We start from the raw sequence: 20,847 nt of genomic DNA, 5'->3' as shown, positions 1-20,847 counted from the left end.
TCCGGGTTCGGGCCGCTAAGGTTCGGTTTCACCGACACGCAAACAAACAGGGGCCGGAGGGGAAACCTTCCGGCCCCCTTTTTCGTGGGCGATGCAGCACGAGGGTGTCGCGCGCTATTGTCGCATTCTTCCCCTTCCGTTACGCCTGACATGACCGCATCCGGGAAACACCGGAGCGGCACACGAAAACGACCCATTTCTTGGGCGCATCGTTTCGGGAGGGAGAGATTGATGTCCGCATATCTTGCACTTGCAGTTTCGGTCGGCGTGCTGGCCGTTATCGATACATGGCTTTTCGGCGTTCCCCTGGCGACATTCCTGCCGGGGCTGGTCTGGGTCAGTTTCATCGCATGGGGCTGTTTTTTCCAGTCGGGGGCCGGCACCAAGGGGCTGACGACCGCGATTGTCGGCATGGCGTTTGGCGCGCTTGTCGGCGTCGTCGCGATCTGGGCGCTGATGGGGCCGCTGGCCGGACTGGGCGATCTTGCCGGGCCGGTTGCCGTGGGCCTTGGCGCGTTTGTAATCTGCCTTGCGAGCCGGGTGCCACTGCTCAGCACCATTCCGGCAAGCGTGTATGGCTTTGCGGCGGTTGCCGGTGCCACCTTCCTGATGGCCGGTGGCGAAACGATGGATCCCGTGGGCGCCTATATCCCCACGGTGGTTTCCATCGTGATTGGCGCGGTGTTCGGCATTGTGTCCGAATTGCTGGCCAATGTGCTGACCAAGAAGGCCTGATCGCAGGCCAGACACGAAAAAGGGGCGAGGAAGCTGCACGCTTCTCCGCCCCCTTTTGCAGCCGCCCTCAGCGCGCAAAGGCGTGTGGCGATTGGTATGGCATCACGATGCCCAGCGCCTCGATCTCGTGGATCGCGCCGCCCCAAACCTTGTAGATGTGGATGGCGGGCATATCAAAAGCGTTGAAGCGGCGCATGTCGCGGCTTTCAAACCAGGGCACGCCGATCAACGGGGTGTAATCCTTGTCCATCGCATGGTGGAAATGGCTGACGCCCCAGACAAGGCCCGTCACCTCGTCGGCGATTTCCACGCGGCGGTTTTCGATCGTGTCGATATATTCCCACATGTTTGTGTCGATCTGCGCCGCGCAGCCCAGCCCGCCAAGATAGGCGAATTCGCTGTCCGAAAAGACTACGCCCGGCCGGGTGAAGGAATTGCGCGCGGTTTGGAAACCGTTTTCGTGGCGGACGCAATCATCGGCCATGTTGGAAAAGCGCGAATTGTTGAGGTCGAGCGCATCGTAATAGGATGTGCCCAGCCAGATCAGCCGCGCCCGGCTGTCAGCATAGGCGGCAGGCACCGGTATCAGCAATTGCGTGCGGGGCGATTGCAAATTGGCGAGCTGGGCATCGGAAAGGTTGCGGGCGATCAGATGCTCGGCTTCCTCCACCGCGCCGCTGGCGTCGAGTTTCAGGCGGATGCCCACCAGTACCGGCGCATCACCTTCGGCCATCATGGTGAGAAGGCCCACCTGCCCGCTGACCGGATCGGCCACGTGGACGGCATAGCTGTCCGTCCCTTCGCCGGTGATCGTGTCAAACGCGCCTTCGCCCGGACGGCTGCGCGCGAGGTTTTCCATGACCACCGCATTTCTGGCCCATCGCACCGCGTCCGGCTCATCGTCGATCAGCGCCTGTGCATAGGTATCGGCGAGCGCGATCAGGCACGCCCGGTCGCATCCCGCAACGGGCGGAGGGGATGATTGCGCGGCGGCCGGAGTGGCCAGCGCCAGTGCAGAGGTGGCCAAAACGGCGGCGAGGGTGGATTTCATTCGGCTCTCTCCCATGACGAATGCTCAGATGCGGTAATCCTGCAGGCCCGGCTCGGTCGAGAAATCGGCCCGACCCTTCCAGGTGAACAGGCGCCAGAAATAGCGCCGCCACGGCCAGGCCAGAATGGCATTGAACAAAATGGACATCGCGCCGAAGGTCCATTCGACCACGCCTTCATCGAGCGCGAAGTTCCAGTACACGATCACCAGGTTGATCGGCACCAGTGCGATGATGGTGAGCGGCATGGCGCGGTTGATAAGGATGGTGACGCCAAGGATCACCTCGATTACCTTGACGATGTCGAACAATCCGCTGGCCATCAGCGCCAGCGTGAAATCGCGCGCGGCAGGTTCGTTGCCCAGCGGCTGGATTTCCGGCCACAGGAAATGCATCAGGCCTGAAAACAGCCACCATCCGCCAAAGATCAGGCGGCTGAGATGATAGATCCAGAAGATCGCCGGCCCGGCGAGCTCTTCACTGTCTTCGGGGGCTGAAAATTGCGGGGTGTCAGTCATTCGATGTTCCTGCCGCCTGCTGCGCGGCCCATGCCGCCTCCCGCTGGGCGGCGAAGCGCGGGCTGGTGGCGGTGATATAGCCGCGGATCTGCACATTGCCTTCGTGGCAGGCATATTCGAACATGCCGTAACCCTCGTCGCGCAGCCAGGGAATGTCGAGCTTGTAATGCCCCTCCATCACCAGCGGATCGCGCACCCAGGCTTCGTAGTGCACCTGGTCGGGGTTCATCAGCGTCAGCCGTTCGGTGATGTGCAACTGTTCGGAATTGGGGGCAGGGCCCATCGCCATGCCGGGGCGGAAATTGGTCGTCTCTATCACCAGCGTGTCGCCATCCCAGTGGCCGATCGAATAGCCAAGGTCGAACTGCACCGAGGGCGGCGGGGGCGTCCGGCCATCGAGATAGACGAGGCGCGTTTCGTGAATCATTTCCAGCTGGATCGCCACAAGGCCGGGTGACTGGAAGATCTGGATCCCGCCATTATAGGCGCCGGGCAACATGGATCCGGGCATACCGCGCGTCAGGCAGCGGTCGAAAATGCCGAAATCCTCCATCCGGTCAAATACTTCGGTGTTCCAGCTGGTGCGTTCCGCGCTGCGCAAGCGCTGGCCCAGCGGGGTGAGCGGGGGATAGCGACCGTTGGCGGGTTCAACCACCATCGATGTCTGGCGCAGCGGGTGGCCGCGCTCGGCCCAGTGCCCCATGCTCATCACGCCAACTTCGACTTCCTCGTCATAGCGGTCGAGCTGGGCCTGCGCGTCCGCGAAGGCGGCGGAATATTCGGCATCGGTCAGGAAGGCGCGGGTGCCGAAATGAGCCGGACGCTCGCGCGGGGTTTGGCCCAGATAATCGACCGGCCACTTGCCGCGCAGGTCCGGATCGCCCCATTGGGTGCGCGGCATCTGCCAGCCGGGTGGCGGCGGCTGGAACCGTGCGGCCATCTGCGCCTCGAAGGCGGTCTGATCGGGCGAGGATTGCTCCTGCGCTGCGACCGGGCCGGTTGTGGCCGGAACGCTGCCAAGGCCAAGGCCAAGGGCCAGTGCCCAGGCCGTTCGTGTCCACTGCGTCATCCCTTCTCTCCCCACCAGCGAGTATGCCCCGCTGTGTGGGGGACGCAAGAGCCACCTTGCGCAAGCCCTCCTCTATTTTGCGCGCGAATAGGGAATGTTTACCATCGCGCGGGTATTCTCGCCGCGTCGCAATCCAGGGTTTTGCCCAAAGCGGGCGGGAGGGATACCGTGGCAAGCACTGTTCTGGGCAATTATCCATCGATCCGGTCGATCACCGATACCGCAGGAAGCGCCCGCCGGCGCGCGCGGGCGCATTTCTGGCGCGCCGCTCTGGCCGGATTGAGCCTGTTCTGGATCAGCCTGACTGCGCTGGTTGCCATGCGCCTGTTCTAAACGGGGCGCGCTACTTTACGCGTGACGCATTGAGCCGCTCGCGCGAGACCCAGGTGCCGTGCACCTGGCTGCGCAGCGCAAGGCCGGTCTTGACCTTGGCCACCGGGCCGTTTTCCACCGCGTCAGCTTCCACGATCCACAATTCGGAGGAATAATCCGCCGGGTTGGGGCTGTTGGGAATGTCCACCACACTGAGCAGCCATCCGCCATGCCCCGCCTCCTTGGACGGGACATGCGCCGGTTCGCTGATCCCCGCGCCCGGCGGGAGTTCCATCGCGGTGATGCGGCCATTGCCCGGTTCAATCCTGAGCAGGCAGTTGAAATTGGCCCCCACCGGGCCGCCCAGCATCGGCGGACCTTTCGCCTTCGGGTTCATGGACAGATACCAGGCGCGGTTATAGGGGCGGCCCTGATCGGCATCGGCCAGGCGGCACAGATCGCCCGAAGGGCCAAGCGGCCGCTCGGTCAAGGTGGGCGCATCCTTGCTCATGTCGATTGTCCACCGGGTGAGCGCGCCCTGAATGTCCTGCTGCGCGATCTGGATGCCGCCCGCTTCGCGCATGAACTGGAAGGCGTTGGTATTGGTGAGGCACAGGTCGATATGCACCAGATCGCCATCGTCGAAGGCGTTGACTTCGTGGAAGCACGATACGCCCAGCGGCCCTTCGATCCACTTCATTTCCGACACATCGCCGTATCGCGGCATGATGCCAATATAGCTGGGCAGATCCTGCCGGTGCGCCCAGTGCTCGCCGCCTGCCTTGATCCGGTCGAGATCGGCCAACGTGGGAAAGATCGGCCAGATCGCGTATTTCTCGGTAATCACGAAATCGTGGATTGTGGACAGATAAGGCTGCTCGAACCACTGTTCCTTTACCAGATTGCCGTCCGCATCGGCGATGCAATAGGCGACGTGCGGGTCGCACAGCCCGCCCGCCTCGTAGCCGAAGAAGAACAGCTCGCCCGTGACCGGATCGATGCGCGGATGTGCGGTAAATGTCTGGGATTTAAGCTTTCCTTGGTAATCCCATTTGCCCACGGTTTCCAGCGTGTGCGGGTTCACTTCGTATCCGCGGCCGTCCTCTTTGGTCATGAACAGGCGGCCCGCGTGCCAGACCGGCGTGGTGTTGGCGACCGTGCGATCCTTGCCTGCGACCGAGGGGTCATCGGTAAAGGGGTTGCGATACTTGCCGAACAAGGCGCGGCGGGCCTCGCGTTCCAACTGGTAGCGTTCGGTTTCGACATATTTGATCGCGAAATCCACCGCGCCGCCGGTGAAATCGAACTTGGCGATCATGCCATCGGCAGACAGGGCGATATCATCGGCGAACATGGGCGGATGGGCATTATCGGGCACGGCGCGGAAAAAGGCGCCTTCGACATCGGCCGGAATTGTGCCTTCCACGTCCAGATTGCGCACCGCCATTTCCACGCGGCGTGGCGTGTTGGTGCCAATGAAATGAATGGTTTGCGGAAAGGCTGCCATTGCCTCATCTCTCCCGATATGTGATTCCTGCGCAATAATGCTAACAGGTGTTAGTGTTGGCGCAAACAGGCTTTGCCAATATGAGGCGCAAAGCCGGGTCGCATTGACAGGGCGCAAATTCGAAGGGTTCGACCAAGGTGGGTGACACACAGGTGGGGAAAGCGGGCAATGCGGCTTTGCTGCATGATCTGCTTAAACTGAACAACCGGCTGATGGCGCCGTTCAGCACGCATTTGGCGCATCGCTATCGCATCAGCCTGAACGAATTTCGCTTGCTGATGACGATCGGCGCGCTGGGCCGCACGGCCAGCCACGAAGTGGCGGAACTGACCGGGGTGAATGTGATGAGCGTCAGCCGCGCAGTGGCCACGCTGGAACGGCACGGCCGTGTGGCCGTGGTCCGCGACGAGAGCAACCGCCGCCGCAAATGGTTGACGCTGACCGAAGAAGGCCAGCGCCTTTATGATGCGATGCGTCCGCAGACCGACAAGGTGGCCGCTTACCTGTTCGACGGGATGGACAGCAAGGACATCGCCGCGCTGGCGCATCTGGTCGCGGGCATGATCGCCCGGCTGGAAGCGAAGGATGCATCGGGCCGCAGCGCCTTCCTCGAAGCGACGCGTCCGGAAGGGGAATGAGATGACCCCGGACGAGCGCCGCGCGATCGAGGCCGATGTCACGCGGCTGATCCACGCCTATACCTGGGCCAATGACGATGCCGACTGGCACGCCTGCGCGGCCCTTTACACCGAAGACGCGCTGTTTCGTCGTCCCAGCGGGGGCGAGCCGGTGCGCGGGCGGGCAGCGATCCTGGCTGGCTTCCTTGCCCGCCCGCCGCGCGCACAGCGCCACGCCATTACCAATGTGCTGGTCGATGTGGTGGACGAAAACACTGTCCGCGCGCGCAGCGTGATCGTGCTTTACATGGGCGAGGTGACCAGCGATGACGGTCTGCCGGTGCAGGATGCAAAAAGCCCGCTGATCGGCACCTTTACCGATCTTGTGGTGCGCACCGATGAAGGCTGGCGCTTTGCCGAGCGGGTGGGGGCGCTCGATTTCCGTCCCTAGGGCGTCGCAGCAGGCGCCGTCACCTCTTCCCGCCCTTTGACCCGCAGCGCGCGGCCCACCAGCAGCGCCACGGCCACGCAGGCCAGCGCCGGGAACGCCGCCACGCCGAGGAATGTGCGCGCAGGCACATCGGAGGAAATCATCGCCGCGCCCAGCGGCGGCCCGGCAAAGGCGCCCAGCCGCGCCACCAGCACGCCCATGCCCACCGCGCTCGACAGCAGGCGCGCGGGGAACAGGTAAGCGGCAAGGCCGGGCAGCACCATGCCGCCCGCATTCGCGCCGCCCACACCCACCATCAAAAGCAGCGTCCAGCGGGAGGTGTCGGGCGCGGTCAGGCCGATCACGGCAAAGCTCGCTGCCATGCTGCCGAACAGCAGCATCAGCGTCAGCCCCCTGCGCCAACGATCCATCAGCACGCTGGCGCCGATGCCGATGGCAAGCCCCGCCAGATTGGCAACGCCTGCGACTTGCGCCGCCACATCCATTGTGAGGCCCGCCTGCGGCAGCACGGTGGGCAGCCACGAATTGAGCAGGTAGAGATTGAGCGCGTTGAGCGCGAGCATGGTGGAAAACACCGCGAAGGGAAACGCCCAGGGCCGCGCGAACAGCGTGAATTGCGGCAGCTTGGCCGCGACGGATTTGGGCTCTGCCCCCTCGGCGCGGTCAGGCTTGCCCCCGTCAAGCATCACCCACAGCGCGGCTGCCAGCAGCACGGCGAACAGGCCGGGCGTGTAGAACAGCATCGGCCAGCCCGCCGCCGCGATCAGCAGCGGCGCGGAAATCCCGGCCAGCGCAAGGCCGACAGGGATGCCGGCGGAAACCACCGCCATCACCGTCGCGCGCATTCCGGCCGGGGCCAGTTCGCTCGACAGCGCGCTGACATTGGGCAGGCAGGCGCCCAGCGCCAGACCCGTCAGCAGCCGCCAGATCAGGAATTCGGTCACCGTGGTGGCGGTGGCGGTGATGAGCGTGAACACGCCCGTTGCCAGGCACCCGCCCACAATCAGCGCGCGCCGTCCGAAGCGGTCGCCCAAAGGCGCGATCAGCGCACCGCCCACGCCAAGCCCGATCAGCAGCGCGGTGAAGACCCACCCGAAACTGGCCGGTTCCAGGCCCAGGGCAGCGTCCAGGCGCGGCACCGCGATAGACATCGCGGCAATATCGAACCCTTCCATGATGAATACGCCCGCCAGCAAGGCGAGCGCGGCCATGTGGCGCGGCTGGATCATGTTGTGTCTCTCCCCCCCTCTTTTTCCTTCACTTATCCCACGGGCTGGGCATGCGATAGGGGACGGTGAGGAAATCGGCTTCCACCTGCCGGATCGCCCCGTCCACGATCTTGAACGCTTCGGCCAGGTAATAGGAATGCGGGCGGCGCACCGGGCTGCGTACCGGCGTGCCATCGGTCAGCGTGTAATCGCCAAGGCGGCCCGAATGGTCGATAAAGCCATAGGCAAGCACAATGCCCTGTTCCACATCCACCAGCGGGAAGCGGCGGGCGCGCAATTCATCGTCATAACGGTACCAGCCAAGGGCAAACTGTTCCTCGCACCCCAGCCGCGCGATGGGCAGGGGAAAATCGGCGTTGTTGGTGGTCTGCACCCCGTTTTCCACCCGGTTGCATTGCGGGTGAAAGCGCGTGCGGATGATGCCGTCGTTCCGCTCGATCGTCTCGAAATAGCCATTGGCGATCGCCACCAGCTCGGCGCGCGGGGCGGGCGTGACGGGCAGCGCCATTTCCGGCTTGTCCACGAAAGCCTGCGGGCCAAAGGGGAAGCCTTCGTCCTTGTTGCGCGCCACCACGGTTTCGACCCCGGTGATGCGGCCATCCGCGCCCACTTCCAGCCTTATGCAGGCGGGGTTAAGCGCGTCAGTCTCCTCCAGCGCGGTGAACACGGCGACTTGCCCCGCATCGGGCTCCGCCATCAGCAGGCGGTAGGGGTGCAGCGCGGTGACAGTGTTCCAGCAGCCATCGCCGGGGGCGATTTCCACGTTGTTTTCGGTGTTGAACACCTCTGCCGCGAAAGGCACGGCCGACGCATCGCGCGCGGCCAGCGCCGCCAGATAGGCGTCCATCACGGCGTAAAGTTCGTCCCTGTCGGCCCATCGGCTGGTCAAGGCGCTCTCCCCTCTGCTTGACTTGAGGCCGCACTACATCAAAAGTAACGCTCGTTAAAGTCGCGCGGTTGAATCGCGTGAACGCAAGAGAGGATCGGACAGGCGCGATGGACCCTCAAGGGCTTCTGGCAGTGGTAACGGGCGGCAATTCGGGCCTTGGCCGCGCCTGTGTCGAGGCGTTGCTGGCGCGCGGCGCGCGCGTGGTCAGCCTTGATCTGGGCGGCGAAGCGGTGCCGGGTTCGTCCTTCATCGCCTGCGATGTGGCGGACGAAGCGCAGGTGGCTGCCGCTGCCGCGGAGGTTGCGGCAGGGCACGGGACGCCGCATATCCTGATCAACAGTGCGGGCATTGGCGGTATCGGCCCGATTGCCAGCGCCGATGCACCGGGCGATGTACCTGCGATCCGCCGGGTCATCGATGTGAACCTGCTGGGCGCGATCACCGTCACCGCGCATTTCGCCCATCTGATGACCCGCGCCGATCCGCAGGGCGAAGATGGCGAGCGCGGCGTTATCATCAACGCCTGCTCGATCGCCAGTTACGAAGGGCAGGAGGGGATGAGCGCCTACACCGCCGCCAAGGCGGGTCTTGCGGCCCTGACGCTGGTCTGGACGCGCGATCTGTCGCGTCATGCCATACGCTGTGCGGGAATCGCGCCGGGTTTCATGGCGACGCCGATGGTATCGTTCCTGCCCGATGATTTCGTGGCCGAGCTGCTGAAGGATGCCGAATTTCCCAAACGCGCAGGGCGAGCGGAGGAATTTGCCCGTGCCGCGCTGTTCATTATCGAAAACCCGCTTATCAATGGCGAGGTGATCCGGCTCGACGCCGGCACGCGCCCGCCTGCCCGCACCCAATGGTCGGCAGGCTGACAAGGTGAAAACGCATGGCTGACATTCCCCTTCCTCCCGGCTTCACCGCGCAGAAAATGGACGAGGCGCGCCGCGCGCTCGAATCCGTGCTGGGCGCGTCCAAGGTGTTTTTCGAGGATCTCGACCGGCGTTCCTATTTGGACAAGTTTGCGGTCAACGATGCGCTGCATCACCCGGCGGGCGCGGTGGCGTGCGAGAGCGTGGAGGAAGTGCAGGCGGTGGTGCGCGTGGCAAACCAGTACCGCCTGCCGCTGTTCCCCATCAGCCGAGGCAAGAATCTGGGCTATGGCGGCACCGCGCCGGTACTGGCGGGCAGCGTGGTGCTCGACCTCAGCCGCATGAAGCGGATCGAGTTCGATGCCGAGCTCGGCACGGTCATCGTTGAGCCGGGCGTCAGCTTTTACGACCTGTATGATTACGTGCAGGCGAACAATCTGCCCTATTGGCTCTCCACCCCCGGCAACAGCTGGGGCAGCGTGATGGGCAACGCGCTCGATCGGGGTGTGGGCTATACCCCCTATGGTGAGCACACCAAGAATATCTGCGGGCTGGAAGTGGTGCTGCCCGATGGCGATCTGGTGCGCACCGGCATGGGCGCCTTCACCAATGCGCCCACCTGGCAGGCCTATCCCTTTGGCTTTGGGCCGGGGTGGGATCAGATGTTCGTCCAGTCCAATTTCGGCATCGTGACCAAGATGGGCATGTGGATGATGCCCGAACCCGAAAGTCTGATGGGCATGGATGTCGAATTCGACCGGCCCGAAGACCTGAAGGTGATGGTCGACACCATCGCACCGCTCAGGCGTGAGCGGGTGCTGACGCAAAGCCCCAGCATCGGCAACTGGCTGCGCGCTGCGGCCGTGCTCACGCGGCGCACCGACTGGACCGACAAGCCCGGCGCGATCACCGACGATGTGATCGACGCGATCCGCCGCCGCTTCGACATCGGCTGGTGGGGCGTATCGCTGCGGCTTTACGGGCGCGAGGAGGTGAACAAGGCCGCCTACAAGATCCTCGAAACGGCAATGGGCAATGCCGGGCCGCTGTCCATCCGGCCCACCAGTTGGGTGAAGGGGCAGCCGATGGAATATTCGGGCTGGACCGGCACGCCGATCACCTTCCCGATGCAGAACGTCAACTGGTATGGCGGGCGCGGCGGACATATCGGCTTTTCGCCCATCATCGAGCAGGACGGCGACAAGGCGCTGGCGCAGTTCCGCCGCACTTATGCCCGCTATCAGGAATACGGCATGGATTACCAGGGCAGCTTCGCCTTTGGCGAGCGACACCTGACCAATGTCAACGCGATGATTTTCAACAAGGATGATCCGGCGATGATGGCGCGGATCGATCCCTTCTTCCGCACGCTGGTGGCCGATGCGAAGCAGCACGGTTATGGCGAATACCGCACGCATCTGGATTATATGGATCTGGTTGCCGACACATACGACTTCAACAACGGCGCGATGCGGCGGCTGAACGAGAAGGTGAAGAACGCGCTCGACCCCAACGGCATCATTGCGCCGGGAAAGAGCGGGATCTGGGGCGCATACGGGCGACCTGGCGGAGAGGAGGCGGGCGCATGAGAAAGTCTGTCGTTTTTGGAACGGCGCTGGCGGTGGCGCTGGCCGGATGCGCGGGCGTTGCCGTGGCGCAGAATGCCGCGACGCAGGCGGCTCCGGCAGCCGCGCCCGCGGGCCCCCCGCCCGGTATGCCGCAACCCATCACCATGGCGCAGCGCCCCGGCGCGATTGGCGGTGAGGCGCTCTATGTCGAATATTGCATCGCCTGCCACGGCCCGAACGGCATGGGCACGGGCTTGCTGCAACGTGCCGGGCGGCCCCAGCCGCTGTTGGAAGCGCGCGGCGGAATGCCCGCCGCTTTCGTGATCGCGGCAGCGCGCAATGGCATCGGCAACATGCCCGCGATCCCGCGCGGCGAGGTGAGCGACGAGCAATTGCAGGCGATTGCCGATTACCTGGCGGCTGGCCCGCACGCCGTGGCAGGGGGCGCGTGATGAAGCTGACGCGGCGCAATCTTATCGCGGGCGGCGTGGCGGGCGCGCTGGCCGTGCCCACCGTGGCGGCGCTGGCGCGCTGGCGCTGGCAGCACGGCAGCCACACCGGCCTGGTTCACGACACAGGCCTTGCCGCAGGCAACCGCTTTGCCGCCGCCGGAGCTGCCGCCGGGCGGCCCAGCATGGCGGTGGAAGGCGATGTGATCCGCTTTGCCCGCGCGCTGGTGGACACGCGCCCCGCGCTGATCGCGGGGGTGACCCGCCATGCCGACGCGCTGCTGATTGGCGAGGTTGCGGCAGAGGCGGGCTATATGCTCGCCGCCGAACTTACCGGCGATGCGCAGGGCTGTGCGGGCAACAGCTGCGATGCCGGTTTCATCGCGCTCACGCGCATGGCGGTGGGTGCAGGGGCGCTGTGGGCCGAGGCGTTTGGTGCATGGGCGGCGAACCCGCAAGGCGCGATCCAGCCGCAGCCGCAGGACAATGGCTGGTTTGCCGATAAGGGCTTGGCGCTGGGCTGGTTGCTGGTGCCGCGCGGTTAGGCCCGGCACCAGCCGCGCATCAGGATTGTATCCGGCACTGGAAGCTGCTGGCCACCGCCGGATTGCCCACGCCGTCATACACCGCCTGCATCGGCCAGGCGCAGAGCGGGCGTTCCATCGGATCGCGCGGGGGTGCCGGCGGCTGTCCCGGCATTCCGCCGCCAGCCTGCACGGGCCGGGTGGCAATCAGGCGGTCGGGCGCAATGCCGGTGGTCGACCAGGCATCAATCGCGCCCAGCGTGTCGAACACGCTTGGCCCTTCGCCGCCGCTGCAATGATCCATCCCCGGCGCCATGAACAGGCGCAATTGCGCATCGCGCTGCGCGGCGGGAAGCGCGTTGTAGAGGCTGTGGTGGAAGGCCAGCGTGTTGGTGGCGGGGATCAGCCCGTCATTCCAGCCGTGGGACAGCAGCAATTTGCCCCCGCGCGCGAAAAAGGCGGCAAGGCCATCATGCGGGACATTGAGGATGCTCGCGCCATATGTGCGCCCATCCTGCATATACTGGCGGTAATCGGTGGTGCGCCAGTTCCAGTCATTCCGCCCGTGATAGACCAGATCGCGGAAATAGCTCATCGCCACCGGGAACGGTTCCTGCCCCATCACCAGCGCGGCGAGCTGCATCTCGCTGCCATAGGGCCAGCCGGGCAGCAGCAGATTGCCCGCATTGTCGCGCACCCCGCCATAAATGTTGGCCATGGCCTGCCGCTGCTCCGGCGTCAGATCGACACGGGAAAGGTCAAACCGGCATTGCAGCGGATTGCCGACCAACCCGTCCGCCAGCCCGTCGAGCGCGTCGCACTGGCGGATGACTTCGGCATGCACCGCGCCCAGCACCTGCGGCGTGATCGCCGCGCCAAAGCGCTGCGGCTGCCAGCCCTGCCACATCGTCTGCGTCATTAGGTCGGTCATCGGATTGGCCGGTGCCATCGCGCTGATCGCATCAAAATCGTTCGGGTAACGATAAGCCGCCATCAGCCCCTGCCGGCCCCCGGTGGAGCACGAGTTCCAATAGGAACGGCTCGGCGCGCGGCCATAGAAACGCTCCACCACCGCCTTTGCCGCCACGGTGGTGACATGGACGGCGCGGTGCCCGAAATCGACCAGCTTTTCCGGATGGCCTATGGCCCATTCCGCGGTCAGCCCGTTGCCGGTGTGGCCGGTATCGGTGGCCGCCGTGGCATAGCTGCGCACAATATTGCGGCCCATTTCGGTGTAGGAGAGAGAGCCCGCCCAGATGCCGTTACCCACGCCCACATATTTGCCGTTCCACCCGCTCAGCGGCAGCCAGACTTCGGACTTGATGTCGGAATCGGATGTGGGCGTCAGCGTCAATTGCACGCGGCAAAAGGCGGGCACATCGGCAAAGGGGGATGCGGCAATGCCCGGCGGCGGGCCGAACGGATTGGCCGGCGCGACAAAGCCGCCCGCATCCACCACTTGCGCGGACGTAACGCGCCCGCCCTCGATCGGCATCCCGGCCAGATCCTCGCACGCGGCAAGTGCGGGCGTGGCAAAGGCCAAGGCGGCGATGGAGCTGGCGGCGGCCAGCACGGATTTCAGTTCCATGTCTCTCTCCCCTGTTGGCGCTCTTCATGCCGCCTGCATGGCGACCGGGCAAGCCTTGGCGTTACCTGCGGATGATCAGGCTGTCGGGGCGCTTGCGCGGCACCCATTGGCCGCGGCCGGGGAAGTTTTTCAGCACTTCGCCATCCCACAGCCGCACGATCCGCCGCTGGAAACGCCATCTGCCGTCCGCGCCCTTCACCGCGTGATCATCATACCAACCGGTGAAACGCAGCGTATAGGGCGGCTCGCCCTCGCATTCGGTGACGAAGGCAAAGCTCTTCAGCTTCACGCTGCCATCATCCTGCGGAAAATACTTGATCTGCGTCACATGGTGTTGCCGCCCCGGAAAGCCCGGCGCGTTGGCGTAATGCTTCATCAGGCCGCGAATGCCCTCGTGCCCCTCCCAGATGTCGGGATCCTCGAACACTTCCTCGCGCATTTCGCAATCTTCGGTGAAGCAGGCGACCAGCCCCTCGGCATCGCCGGAATCGAGCGCCCAGGAATAATCGGCAAGCAGATCCTGCAAAGCCAGACGGTCTTCAACGGCAAGCTGCGGCATGAACTCTCCCCTTATCGCGTGTTGCGTCAACCGTAACACCCGTTAGTATCGCCGCCAAGAGTAAGGAGAGGATTCTTGGGCAAGATCATCGTTTCGGGCGCATCCGGCCATTTCGGCCACGCGGCAGCGGAGCAATTGCTGGACAAGGGGGCGCAGGTGATCGCCCTGTCGCGCCATGTCGACAAGCTGGCTGACCTCGCCGCACGCGGGGCGGAGGTGCGCTATGCCGATTTCGATGATCCCGCCTCGCTGGCCGAGGCGATGAAAGGCGGCGACAAGCTGCTGCTCATCTCCACCCTGCGCGTGGGGTCGCGGGTTCAGCAGCACCGCAACGCGGTCGAGGCTGCGGTGGCGAACGGCGTAAAACACATCGTCTACACCTCGGTCATTGGCGGCGGGCTGGCCGAACATCCGGGGGTGGAGCAGAAGGATCACTACAACACCGAACAGCTCATCATGGCATCAGGCGCGGCGTGGACGTTCCTGCGCAACAGCCTCTATGCCGAAGCGGTGGCGACCGCGATGGCGATCCCCGCTTTGCTGGCCGGTTCCAAACCCGACAATGCCGGGCACGGCACGGTGGCGATTGTCAGCCGTGACGATTGCGTGGCCGCCGCGGTGGGCGTGCTGACGCAGGAGGGGCACGAGAACACGGCCTATGACATTACCGGGCCGGAACTGCTTTCGGTGCCGCAGGCGGTGGCGATGATTTCCGACATGGCGGGCAAGCCCATCGAATTGCAGCATGTCGATGACGAGGGGATGTACCGCTATTTCGACAGTTTGGGCGTGCCGCGCAAGGCGAGCGACATCGTGCCCGATGGCCCGATCCCCTGGGCGAGCGAGGGCATGGTCACCTTCGGCCAGTCGATCCGCGAAGGGCTGTTTTCGGTGCTGAGCAACGATGTGGAGCGCATTACGGGGCGCAAGCCGCGCACGCTCAAAAGCGTGCTGGAACAGCACAAGGGTGAGTGGCCGCAATGATCCGTCGTCTTGCTCTTGCACTCGCCCTGCCGCTTGCTCTGGCGGCCTGCGGCGAGGATGTGCCCGACATCGACACCAGCACCTATGGCGCGGGCGCCAATTGGGAGACGACCGGCGGCGATTGGGCGGGCAGCCATTTCTCGCGCCTTGGCGGGATCACGAAAGGGAATGTCGGGCAGCTGGGGCTTGCCTGGGAATATGATCTGGGCACCGCGCGGGTGCAGGAATCGACGCCGGTGGTAATCGACGGGGTGATGTATGCCAGCGGCAATCTGGGCCGCGTCTATGCGCTGAACGCCGCGACGGGCGAGGAATTGTGGACCTTCACCCCGCAAATGGACATGCAGATCGCGCGGTCCGCCTGCTGCGACTGGGCCAATCGCGGCCTTGCCGTATCGCAAGGCAAGGTGCTGGTCGCTGCGCTTGACGGGGTGCTTTACGCGCTCGACGCCAAGACCGGCGCAATTGAATGGCAGGTTGATACCATTGTCGACAAGAGCCGCGGCTACACCGTCACCGGTGCGCCCGAAGTGGCGGGCAATCTGGTTGTGATCGGCAATGCCGGGGCGGAATACGACACGCGCGGCTATGTCACCGCCTACCGCCTGTCCGATGGCAAGCAGGAATGGCGCTTCTTCACCGTGCCGCGCGATCCGGCGACCGGCCCGCAGGAAAACCCCGAACTCGAAGCCGCGCTGGAAACCTGGAGCGAGGAGACGCGCTGGGACATTGGCGGCGGCGGCACCGTGTGGGATGCGATCAATTACGATCCCGTGTTCGATCAGGTCATCATCGGCACGGGCAATGGCGGCCCCTATCCGCAGGCGATCCGCAGCCCCGGCGGGGGCGACAATCTCTACCTCAATTCGCTGGTCGCGCTGGATCGCAAGACGGGGCGGGTGAACTGGCACTTTCAGGAAACCCCGCAGGACAATTGGGACCTCACCGCGACCCAGCCGATGGTGCTGGCCGAGATGGAGGTGAACGGCGAGACGCGCCCGGTGGTGCTGCACACGCCCAAGAACGGCTTCTTCTTCGTGGTGGACCGCGAGACAGGCCGCGCGCTCGCCGCCAATGCGATTGTCCGCGTGAACTGGGCCGACGGGTTCGATCTGCAAACGCAGCGCCCGAACATGCGGATGGATCAGGCCGACTATACCAACGGCCCCAAGATCGTGTTCCCCGGATCGCCGGGTGCGCGCAACTGGTATCCGGCGGCCTTTGATCCCACGCGCCAGCTTTATTTCGCCCATGTGCTCGACATGGGCAATCTGCTGTGGCTGCCCGGCCCGGTGGACAATGTGAAACGCGAGGAGAACTTCCTCAACGCCGGGGCTGCGATCCTGTTCACGCCCGATTTGCAGGCCGCCGCGCCGACCTTACCTCCGCCTGTGCGGGCAGCAGTGGAAAGCCATCCGCAATGGCAATGGGTGAAGGATCAGCCCTATACCAGCGAACTGCGCGCGATTGACCCGCTGACCGGCGCGACCAAATGGGCGGTGCCGTCAATGGGCTGGCAGGATCGTTATGGCGCGCTTGCCACGCAGAGCGGCCTCGTGTTCCACGGCAATCTTGCAGGCACGCTGTTCGCGCGCGATGCCGATACGGGCGCGGAATTGTGGCGGATCGAAACCGGGTCCAGCATCATGGCCGCGCCGATGACCTACGAGGTCGACGGCGTGCAATATGTCGCGGTGCAGACCGGCTGGGGCGGGGGCGGCTGGGGCTTCACGCCTGGCTATTCCGCCGCCTATGCCAAAGGCAATGCCAACCGTCTGCTGGTGTTCAGGCTCGGCGGCGGGCCGGTGCCGATCCCGGCCGATCTGCCCGCGCTGGAACCTGCGCCCGCACCGCCCGCGCAATATGCCGATGCCACGCCCGACATGATTGCGATGGGCAATGCGCTGTTCATGGCGAATTGCAGCATCTGCCATTCGAACCAGCCGCGCGCGCCGCTGCCCGATCTCAGGCGGATGAACGAGGGTGTCCACTCTGGCTTCCAGCAGATCGTGCTGGATGGCCTGCTGGTGCCGCGCGGGATGCCCAAATGGGACGACCGGCTCACCCCCGATCAGGTGAAGGCCATCCACGCCTGGCTGATCGACACGCAAGGCAAGCTGCGCACCCGCGAACTGGAATTGCAGAGGCGCGGCCTGCCGCTCGATACGCAGGCACTGACCATACTTTCGAGTTACTGAGGAGAGACACAATGACATCCGGCCTTGCCCCCGAAGGCGTGAATATCCGCCATCCCGACAAGTTGTTCATCGGCGGCGAATGGGTCGCTCCGCACGGAACCGCGATGATCGAGGTTGAAAACCCGGTGATCGAGGAAGTGATCGCGCGCGTTGCCCATGCGGACACCGTGGACATGGACCGGGCGGTCGCCGCCGCGCGTGCCGCGTTTGATCACGGCCCCTGGCCCTTCACCCCGCCGCTGGAACGCATGGCGCATCTGATGCGGATGATCGACGAGCTGGAAAAGCGTGTGCCCGAACTCGCCAAGGCGTGGACCGCGCAGATCGGCGGGCTGGCGGTTGCCTCTGCCGGGATGCACGCGGGCGCGGTGGCGGGCCTGCGCGGGATTGCCTCGCTGGGTGAACGATTCCAGTGGGAGGAACGCCGCCCCGGCATGGCGGTGAACACGGTGTGCATCGTGCGTGAACCGGTGGGCGTGGTTGCCGCCATCGCGCCGTGGAACGGGCCGTTTGCGATCATGGCGAACAAGGTGTTCTACGCGCTGATTGCGGGCTGTTCGGTGATTATGAAGCCAAGCCCCGAAACGCCGCTCGAAGCCTATATCATCGCCGAGGCGGCTGAAGCTGCCGGGATGCCGCCGGGCACGGTCAACCTCGTGCCCGCAGACCGCGAGGCGGCCGACCATCTGGTGCACAATCCGGGCCTCGACAAGGTGAGCTTCACCGGCTCCAGCGCGGCGGGGATGCATATCGCCAGCGTGTGCGGGGCGAACATGACGCGTTGCACGCTCGAACTGGGGGGCAAGTCGGCCGCGATCATCCGCGACGATTTCCCCACCGAAGCCGCCGCGCAGATATTGGGCAACACCATCACCGTGATGAGCGGGCAGGTCTGCGCGATGCTCAGCCGCGCGATCGTGCCCAAGGCCCGGCATGACGAACTGGCCGAAGCGATTGCGGGCGTGATGAAGGGGGTGAAGATCGGCGATCCCAATGACCCGACCACGCAGCTCGGCCCGCTCGCCATGCGCCGCCAGCGCGACCGGGTCGAGATGTATATCGAGGAAGGCAAGAAGACCGCCGACCTCGTCACCGGCGGGCAGCGTCCCGCACATCTCAACAAGGGCTATTTCATCGAGCCGACGCTGTTCGCCAATGTCGACAACACCAGCCGCATCGCGCAGGAGGAAATCTTCGGCCCCGTGCTGTGCCTGATCCCGGCAGAGGACGAGGAGGACATGATCCGCATCGCCAATGAAAGCCAGTTCGGCCTCAACGGCAGCGTGTTCACCCAAGATCCGCAGGCGGCCTATGACATTGCGCGCAAGGTGCGCACCGGCGTTGTCGGGCAGAACGGGATGCGCATGGAATGGACTGCGCCGTTCGGGGGCTTCAAGAAATCGGGCATCGGGCGCGAAGGCGGTGACGAGGGCATCTGGGGCTATGTCGAAACCAAGACCATTCTGGTCGACGGGCCGCTAGCGTAAAACCGCAAGCCTGCCCCCACCCCCTTCCGCACGCGGCTGGGGGTGGGGCGGGCCATCAATCGATCCCCAGACTGCGCAGGATTGCCTCGTCGCCGTCCAGCGCGCTCTGCCCCGCGGGATAGCCATTTGCTTCCAGCATGAAGGCCACCAGCGCCAGATATTGCGCGGCAGGCAGCGATCCGCCCGCGCCGGGGGGCATATTGGTGCGCGTATAGGTGTACAGATCCCCCACGCTGCGCCCGCGCCATTTGCCGAGGAATGCCTCGCCCGTGATTGGCGGAACGCCGGGCGCGCTCTGGAAGGTGGCGCCGTGGCACGCGGCACAGGCGCGGGCATAGACCGCACGGCCTTCCAGCGCCTGCGCGGCGGTGAATACGCCCGCGCTGGCATTTCGGGTGAAGCTTTGCGCCAACGCCGGATCGTCAAAACCCGCCGCTCTGCCCGCCAGCCGGAAGGGGCGCTGCGGCCCGCGCGCGCCAATTCCCGCCTCTGGCAAGGCGAACACGAACAGCGTGTTTTGCGTGCCGTGGGTCAGTTCCGGGGTGAATGCGTCGGACAGCCAGCGCCCAGTGGAGACGGCCACATATTGCTGACCGCCCACCGCAAAGCTGGCCGGATAGCCGGTAACCGAGGAGCCGAGATTGATCGCCCACAATTCCTCGCCCGTGTCCTGGTCGAGCGCGCTGAACCATCCGCCTGCATCACCCACAAAAACAAGCCCCCCGTCGGTGGTGATCAGCGACTGGAAACCCGCGCGCTGCCGCCTCTCCCAACGCGTCCGGCCCGTTACTGCGTCCACCGCAAACAGGCTGCCCAGCATCCCGTTGGCTTCAGGCACGATCGCGATTTGCTGGCTCATCCCGTAAATGCCGGGGTTCTGCGCAGGGTCAACCGCGACCATCTGCGCGCACAGATTGGCAAGCGGCATGAACAGCGTGCGCGTCTGCGGGCTGTAACTGCCGGTCATGTAATTCGCGCCGCCGGTGGGGCCGGGGCAGACCTCATGACTGGTGCCATATTCCAGCGGCACGGTGGCGGGGTTGAGATGTGCGCGGCCCGTTGCCCCGTCGATCCGTTCGATCACATTCTGGCGCACGGTGGGCCGTGCCCACAGGAAGCGGCCCGTTTCGCGGTCGAGCGTGGTGACAACGCCCACCTTGCCCGGAATCCCCGTCAGCGTGCGGTAGATGCGCCCCGGCTCGATATCGGGGGCCATCCAGGCCACTTCTGCCGGATCGGGCGCGACCTGCTGATCCACCAGGATGCGGGCGAAGGTGTGATCCAAATCCCAGTGATCGACCATGTGCTGGTAATGCCAGACGATCCGGCCCGTCCGCACATCCAGCGCCAGCGTCGAATTGTGGTAGAGGTAATCATGATCCGGCCCGGCGAGCGAAATCTTGGGCGCGGGTGCAGAAACGCTGGTGCCCATATAGATCAGCTTCAGTTCCGGGTCGTAGCTGGCGATCATCCACGCGCCGACCTGCTGCCGGCGTTCCAGCGGCACACCGCCCCAGCTCGCATCGTTGGGATCGTCGCCCTGCGCGATAATCGGCGTGCGCCACACTTCGCGGCCCGTCGTCGCATCGTGCGCCACGATGACGCAGGCGGCAGGCCCGCCCTCCGGCTCGCACGAACGGCCGGTGATGGCGAGGCCATCGGCAATGATCGGGCCGGAGCTGATCTTTGCCCCCTGCCGGTAATCGGCAATCCGCGTTTCCCACACGAGTTCGCCGGTGCGGGCATTGAGGGCGTAGAGGTAATTGTCCGCCGCCTGCCCGATGATAAGCTGGCCATAGAGGGCGATGTTGCGGGTGGTATCGTAGACCGGCAGATACTGGCCGATATCGTCGGGCAAGGGGCGGCGGTATTGCCACAGCATCTGCCCCGAACGCGCGTCGATCGCCTCGATCACATCGCTGGGACCGGGGAAATAGAGCACACCTTCGTGCACCAGCGGCGTGCCCTCCTGATGCCCCGGTGCCAGCGGCCGCGCCCAGACGAGGCGCAACTGGCCGACATTGCTGCGGTTGATCTGGGCGAGCGGCGAATGGCCCCAGCTATCCAGCGTGCGCCGCCAGCTCAGCCAGTCGCCCGCATCGGGGCGCTGGATTTCGGCATCGGTGACGGGCGCGAAATCGGGCACCAGCGGTTCCGCCGCTGGCGAGCCGGATTGCGCCGAGGCCTGCGAGAGTGCCAGCGCGGCGATGGCGCAGCCCAGCGCCCATTTGGTGCCGGCGCGCAT

At 65.0% G+C, this 20,847-nt stretch carries 20 protein-coding genes; 11 read left to right on the top strand and 9 right to left on the bottom strand.

The window, feature by feature from the left end; translation table 11 throughout:
* Positions 1-231 precede the first annotated feature (231 nt).
* Complete coding sequence (locus tag WFP39_RS13465; protein WP_336920298.1) at positions 232-735, top strand: DUF1097 domain-containing protein; 504 nt, start codon at positions 232-234, stop codon at positions 733-735.
* Positions 736-802: 67 nt separating this feature from the next.
* Here WFP39_RS13465 and WFP39_RS13460 read toward each other — a convergent pair whose 3' ends face one another.
* Genes WFP39_RS13460 through WFP39_RS13450 form a run of 3 tightly spaced genes read right to left on the bottom strand, consistent with a single transcriptional unit; the run spans position 803 to position 3,371 of the window.
* Positions 803-1,786 (bottom strand): DUF8021 domain-containing protein, encoded by a 984-nt coding sequence (locus WFP39_RS13460; RefSeq protein ID WP_336920296.1) that lies wholly within the window; start codon positions 1,784-1,786, stop codon positions 803-805.
* A gap of 24 nt (positions 1,787-1,810) precedes the next feature.
* Positions 1,811-2,302: a hypothetical protein gene (locus WFP39_RS13455; protein WP_336920295.1), complete on the bottom strand. Its 492-nt coding sequence runs from the start codon at positions 2,300-2,302 to the stop codon at positions 1,811-1,813.
* Complete coding sequence (locus tag WFP39_RS13450) at positions 2,295-3,371, bottom strand: hypothetical protein (RefSeq protein ID WP_336920293.1); 1,077 nt, start codon at positions 3,369-3,371, stop codon at positions 2,295-2,297. Before WFP39_RS13450 ends, WFP39_RS13455 begins: the two co-directional genes overlap by 8 nt.
* 168 nt (positions 3,372-3,539) lie before the next feature.
* Here WFP39_RS13450 and WFP39_RS13445 point away from each other — a divergent pair, with 168 nt between their 5' ends.
* Positions 3,540-3,704, top strand: coding sequence for a hypothetical protein (locus WFP39_RS13445; RefSeq protein ID WP_336920292.1), 165 nt, complete (start codon positions 3,540-3,542; stop codon positions 3,702-3,704).
* A gap of 10 nt (positions 3,705-3,714) precedes the next feature.
* On the opposite strand, the gene WFP39_RS13440 is transcribed toward WFP39_RS13445, so the two are convergent.
* The gene (locus tag WFP39_RS13440) at positions 3,715-5,190 is read right to left on the bottom strand and encodes a lignostilbene-alpha,beta-dioxygenase NOV2 (protein WP_336920291.1); all 1,476 of its coding nucleotides are present in this window, start codon (positions 5,188-5,190) and stop codon (positions 3,715-3,717) included.
* A 137-nt stretch (positions 5,191-5,327) separates the two neighbouring features.
* On the opposite strand from WFP39_RS13440, the gene WFP39_RS13435 reads away from it, so the two are divergent.
* On the top strand, positions 5,328-5,828 hold the full coding sequence (locus tag WFP39_RS13435) for a MarR family winged helix-turn-helix transcriptional regulator (protein ID WP_336920290.1): 501 nt from the start codon (positions 5,328-5,330) through the stop codon (positions 5,826-5,828).
* 1 nt (position 5,829) lies between these two features.
* Entirely contained in the window at positions 5,830-6,258 is a 429-nt protein-coding gene (locus WFP39_RS13430; RefSeq protein WP_336920289.1) for a nuclear transport factor 2 family protein, read from the top strand.
* On the opposite strand, the gene WFP39_RS13425 is transcribed toward WFP39_RS13430, so the two are convergent.
* Together WFP39_RS13425 and WFP39_RS13420 are read right to left on the bottom strand one after the other, a co-directional pair.
* Entirely contained in the window at positions 6,255-7,487 is a 1,233-nt protein-coding gene (locus WFP39_RS13425) for an MFS transporter (protein WP_336920287.1), read from the bottom strand. The two genes, WFP39_RS13430 and WFP39_RS13425, sit on opposite strands and share 4 nt — an antisense overlap.
* A 28-nt stretch (positions 7,488-7,515) precedes the next feature.
* Positions 7,516-8,376 carry a DUF8021 domain-containing protein gene (locus WFP39_RS13420; RefSeq protein ID WP_336920286.1) on the bottom strand — a complete coding sequence of 287 codons (861 nt, stop codon included), beginning with the start codon at positions 8,374-8,376 and terminating at the stop codon, positions 7,516-7,518.
* Between the two features lie 107 nt (positions 8,377-8,483).
* Between WFP39_RS13420 and WFP39_RS13415 the strand changes: the two genes are divergently transcribed.
* The 4 genes from WFP39_RS13415 to WFP39_RS13400 are packed head-to-tail and all read left to right on the top strand — an operon-like array spanning position 8,484 to position 11,807.
* Complete coding sequence (locus tag WFP39_RS13415) at positions 8,484-9,248, top strand: SDR family NAD(P)-dependent oxidoreductase (protein WP_336920285.1); 765 nt, start codon at positions 8,484-8,486, stop codon at positions 9,246-9,248.
* A 14-nt stretch (positions 9,249-9,262) separates the two neighbouring features.
* On the top strand, positions 9,263-10,834 hold the full coding sequence (locus WFP39_RS13410; RefSeq protein WP_336920284.1) for an FAD-binding oxidoreductase: 1,572 nt from the start codon (positions 9,263-9,265) through the stop codon (positions 10,832-10,834).
* Positions 10,831-11,265, top strand: coding sequence for a c-type cytochrome (locus tag WFP39_RS13405; protein WP_336920283.1), 435 nt, complete (start codon positions 10,831-10,833; stop codon positions 11,263-11,265). Before WFP39_RS13410 ends, WFP39_RS13405 begins: the two co-directional genes overlap by 4 nt.
* Entirely contained in the window at positions 11,265-11,807 is a 543-nt protein-coding gene (locus WFP39_RS13400; RefSeq protein WP_336920281.1) for a hypothetical protein, read from the top strand. Before WFP39_RS13405 ends, WFP39_RS13400 begins: the two co-directional genes overlap by 1 nt.
* Before the next feature lie 19 nt (positions 11,808-11,826).
* Here WFP39_RS13400 and WFP39_RS13395 read toward each other — a convergent pair whose 3' ends face one another.
* Positions 11,827-13,374: a tannase/feruloyl esterase family alpha/beta hydrolase gene (locus tag WFP39_RS13395; RefSeq protein ID WP_336920279.1), complete on the bottom strand. Its 1,548-nt coding sequence runs from the start codon at positions 13,372-13,374 to the stop codon at positions 11,827-11,829.
* Between the two features lie 61 nt (positions 13,375-13,435).
* Positions 13,436-13,933: a nuclear transport factor 2 family protein gene (locus tag WFP39_RS13390; RefSeq protein WP_336920277.1), complete on the bottom strand. Its 498-nt coding sequence runs from the start codon at positions 13,931-13,933 to the stop codon at positions 13,436-13,438.
* Positions 13,934-14,008: 75 nt separating this feature from the next.
* Here WFP39_RS13390 and WFP39_RS13385 point away from each other — a divergent pair, with 75 nt between their 5' ends.
* Genes WFP39_RS13385 through WFP39_RS13375 form a run of 3 tightly spaced genes read left to right on the top strand, consistent with a single transcriptional unit; the run spans position 14,009 to position 18,602 of the window.
* Positions 14,009-14,917, top strand: a complete 909-nt coding sequence (locus tag WFP39_RS13385) for an SDR family oxidoreductase (protein WP_336920276.1) — start codon at positions 14,009-14,011, stop codon at positions 14,915-14,917.
* Positions 14,914-17,115, top strand: coding sequence for a PQQ-dependent dehydrogenase, methanol/ethanol family (locus WFP39_RS13380; RefSeq protein ID WP_336920274.1), 2,202 nt, complete (start codon positions 14,914-14,916; stop codon positions 17,113-17,115). The genes WFP39_RS13385 and WFP39_RS13380 overlap by 4 nt, the downstream gene beginning before the upstream one ends.
* A gap of 11 nt (positions 17,116-17,126) precedes the next feature.
* Positions 17,127-18,602 carry an aldehyde dehydrogenase gene (locus WFP39_RS13375; RefSeq protein WP_336920272.1) on the top strand — a complete coding sequence of 492 codons (1,476 nt, stop codon included), beginning with the start codon at positions 17,127-17,129 and terminating at the stop codon, positions 18,600-18,602.
* A gap of 55 nt (positions 18,603-18,657) precedes the next feature.
* On the opposite strand, the gene WFP39_RS13370 is transcribed toward WFP39_RS13375, so the two are convergent.
* Complete coding sequence (locus WFP39_RS13370; RefSeq protein ID WP_336920271.1) at positions 18,658-20,847, bottom strand: outer membrane protein assembly factor BamB family protein; 2,190 nt, start codon at positions 20,845-20,847, stop codon at positions 18,658-18,660.

Source organism: Alteraurantiacibacter lauratis, assembly GCF_037154155.1.
GTDB classification, from domain to species: domain Bacteria; phylum Pseudomonadota; class Alphaproteobacteria; order Sphingomonadales; family Sphingomonadaceae; genus Alteraurantiacibacter; species Alteraurantiacibacter lauratis.
Note: the sequence above shows the minus strand (reverse complement) of the source record. Positions and strands in the feature narration are given on the sequence as shown.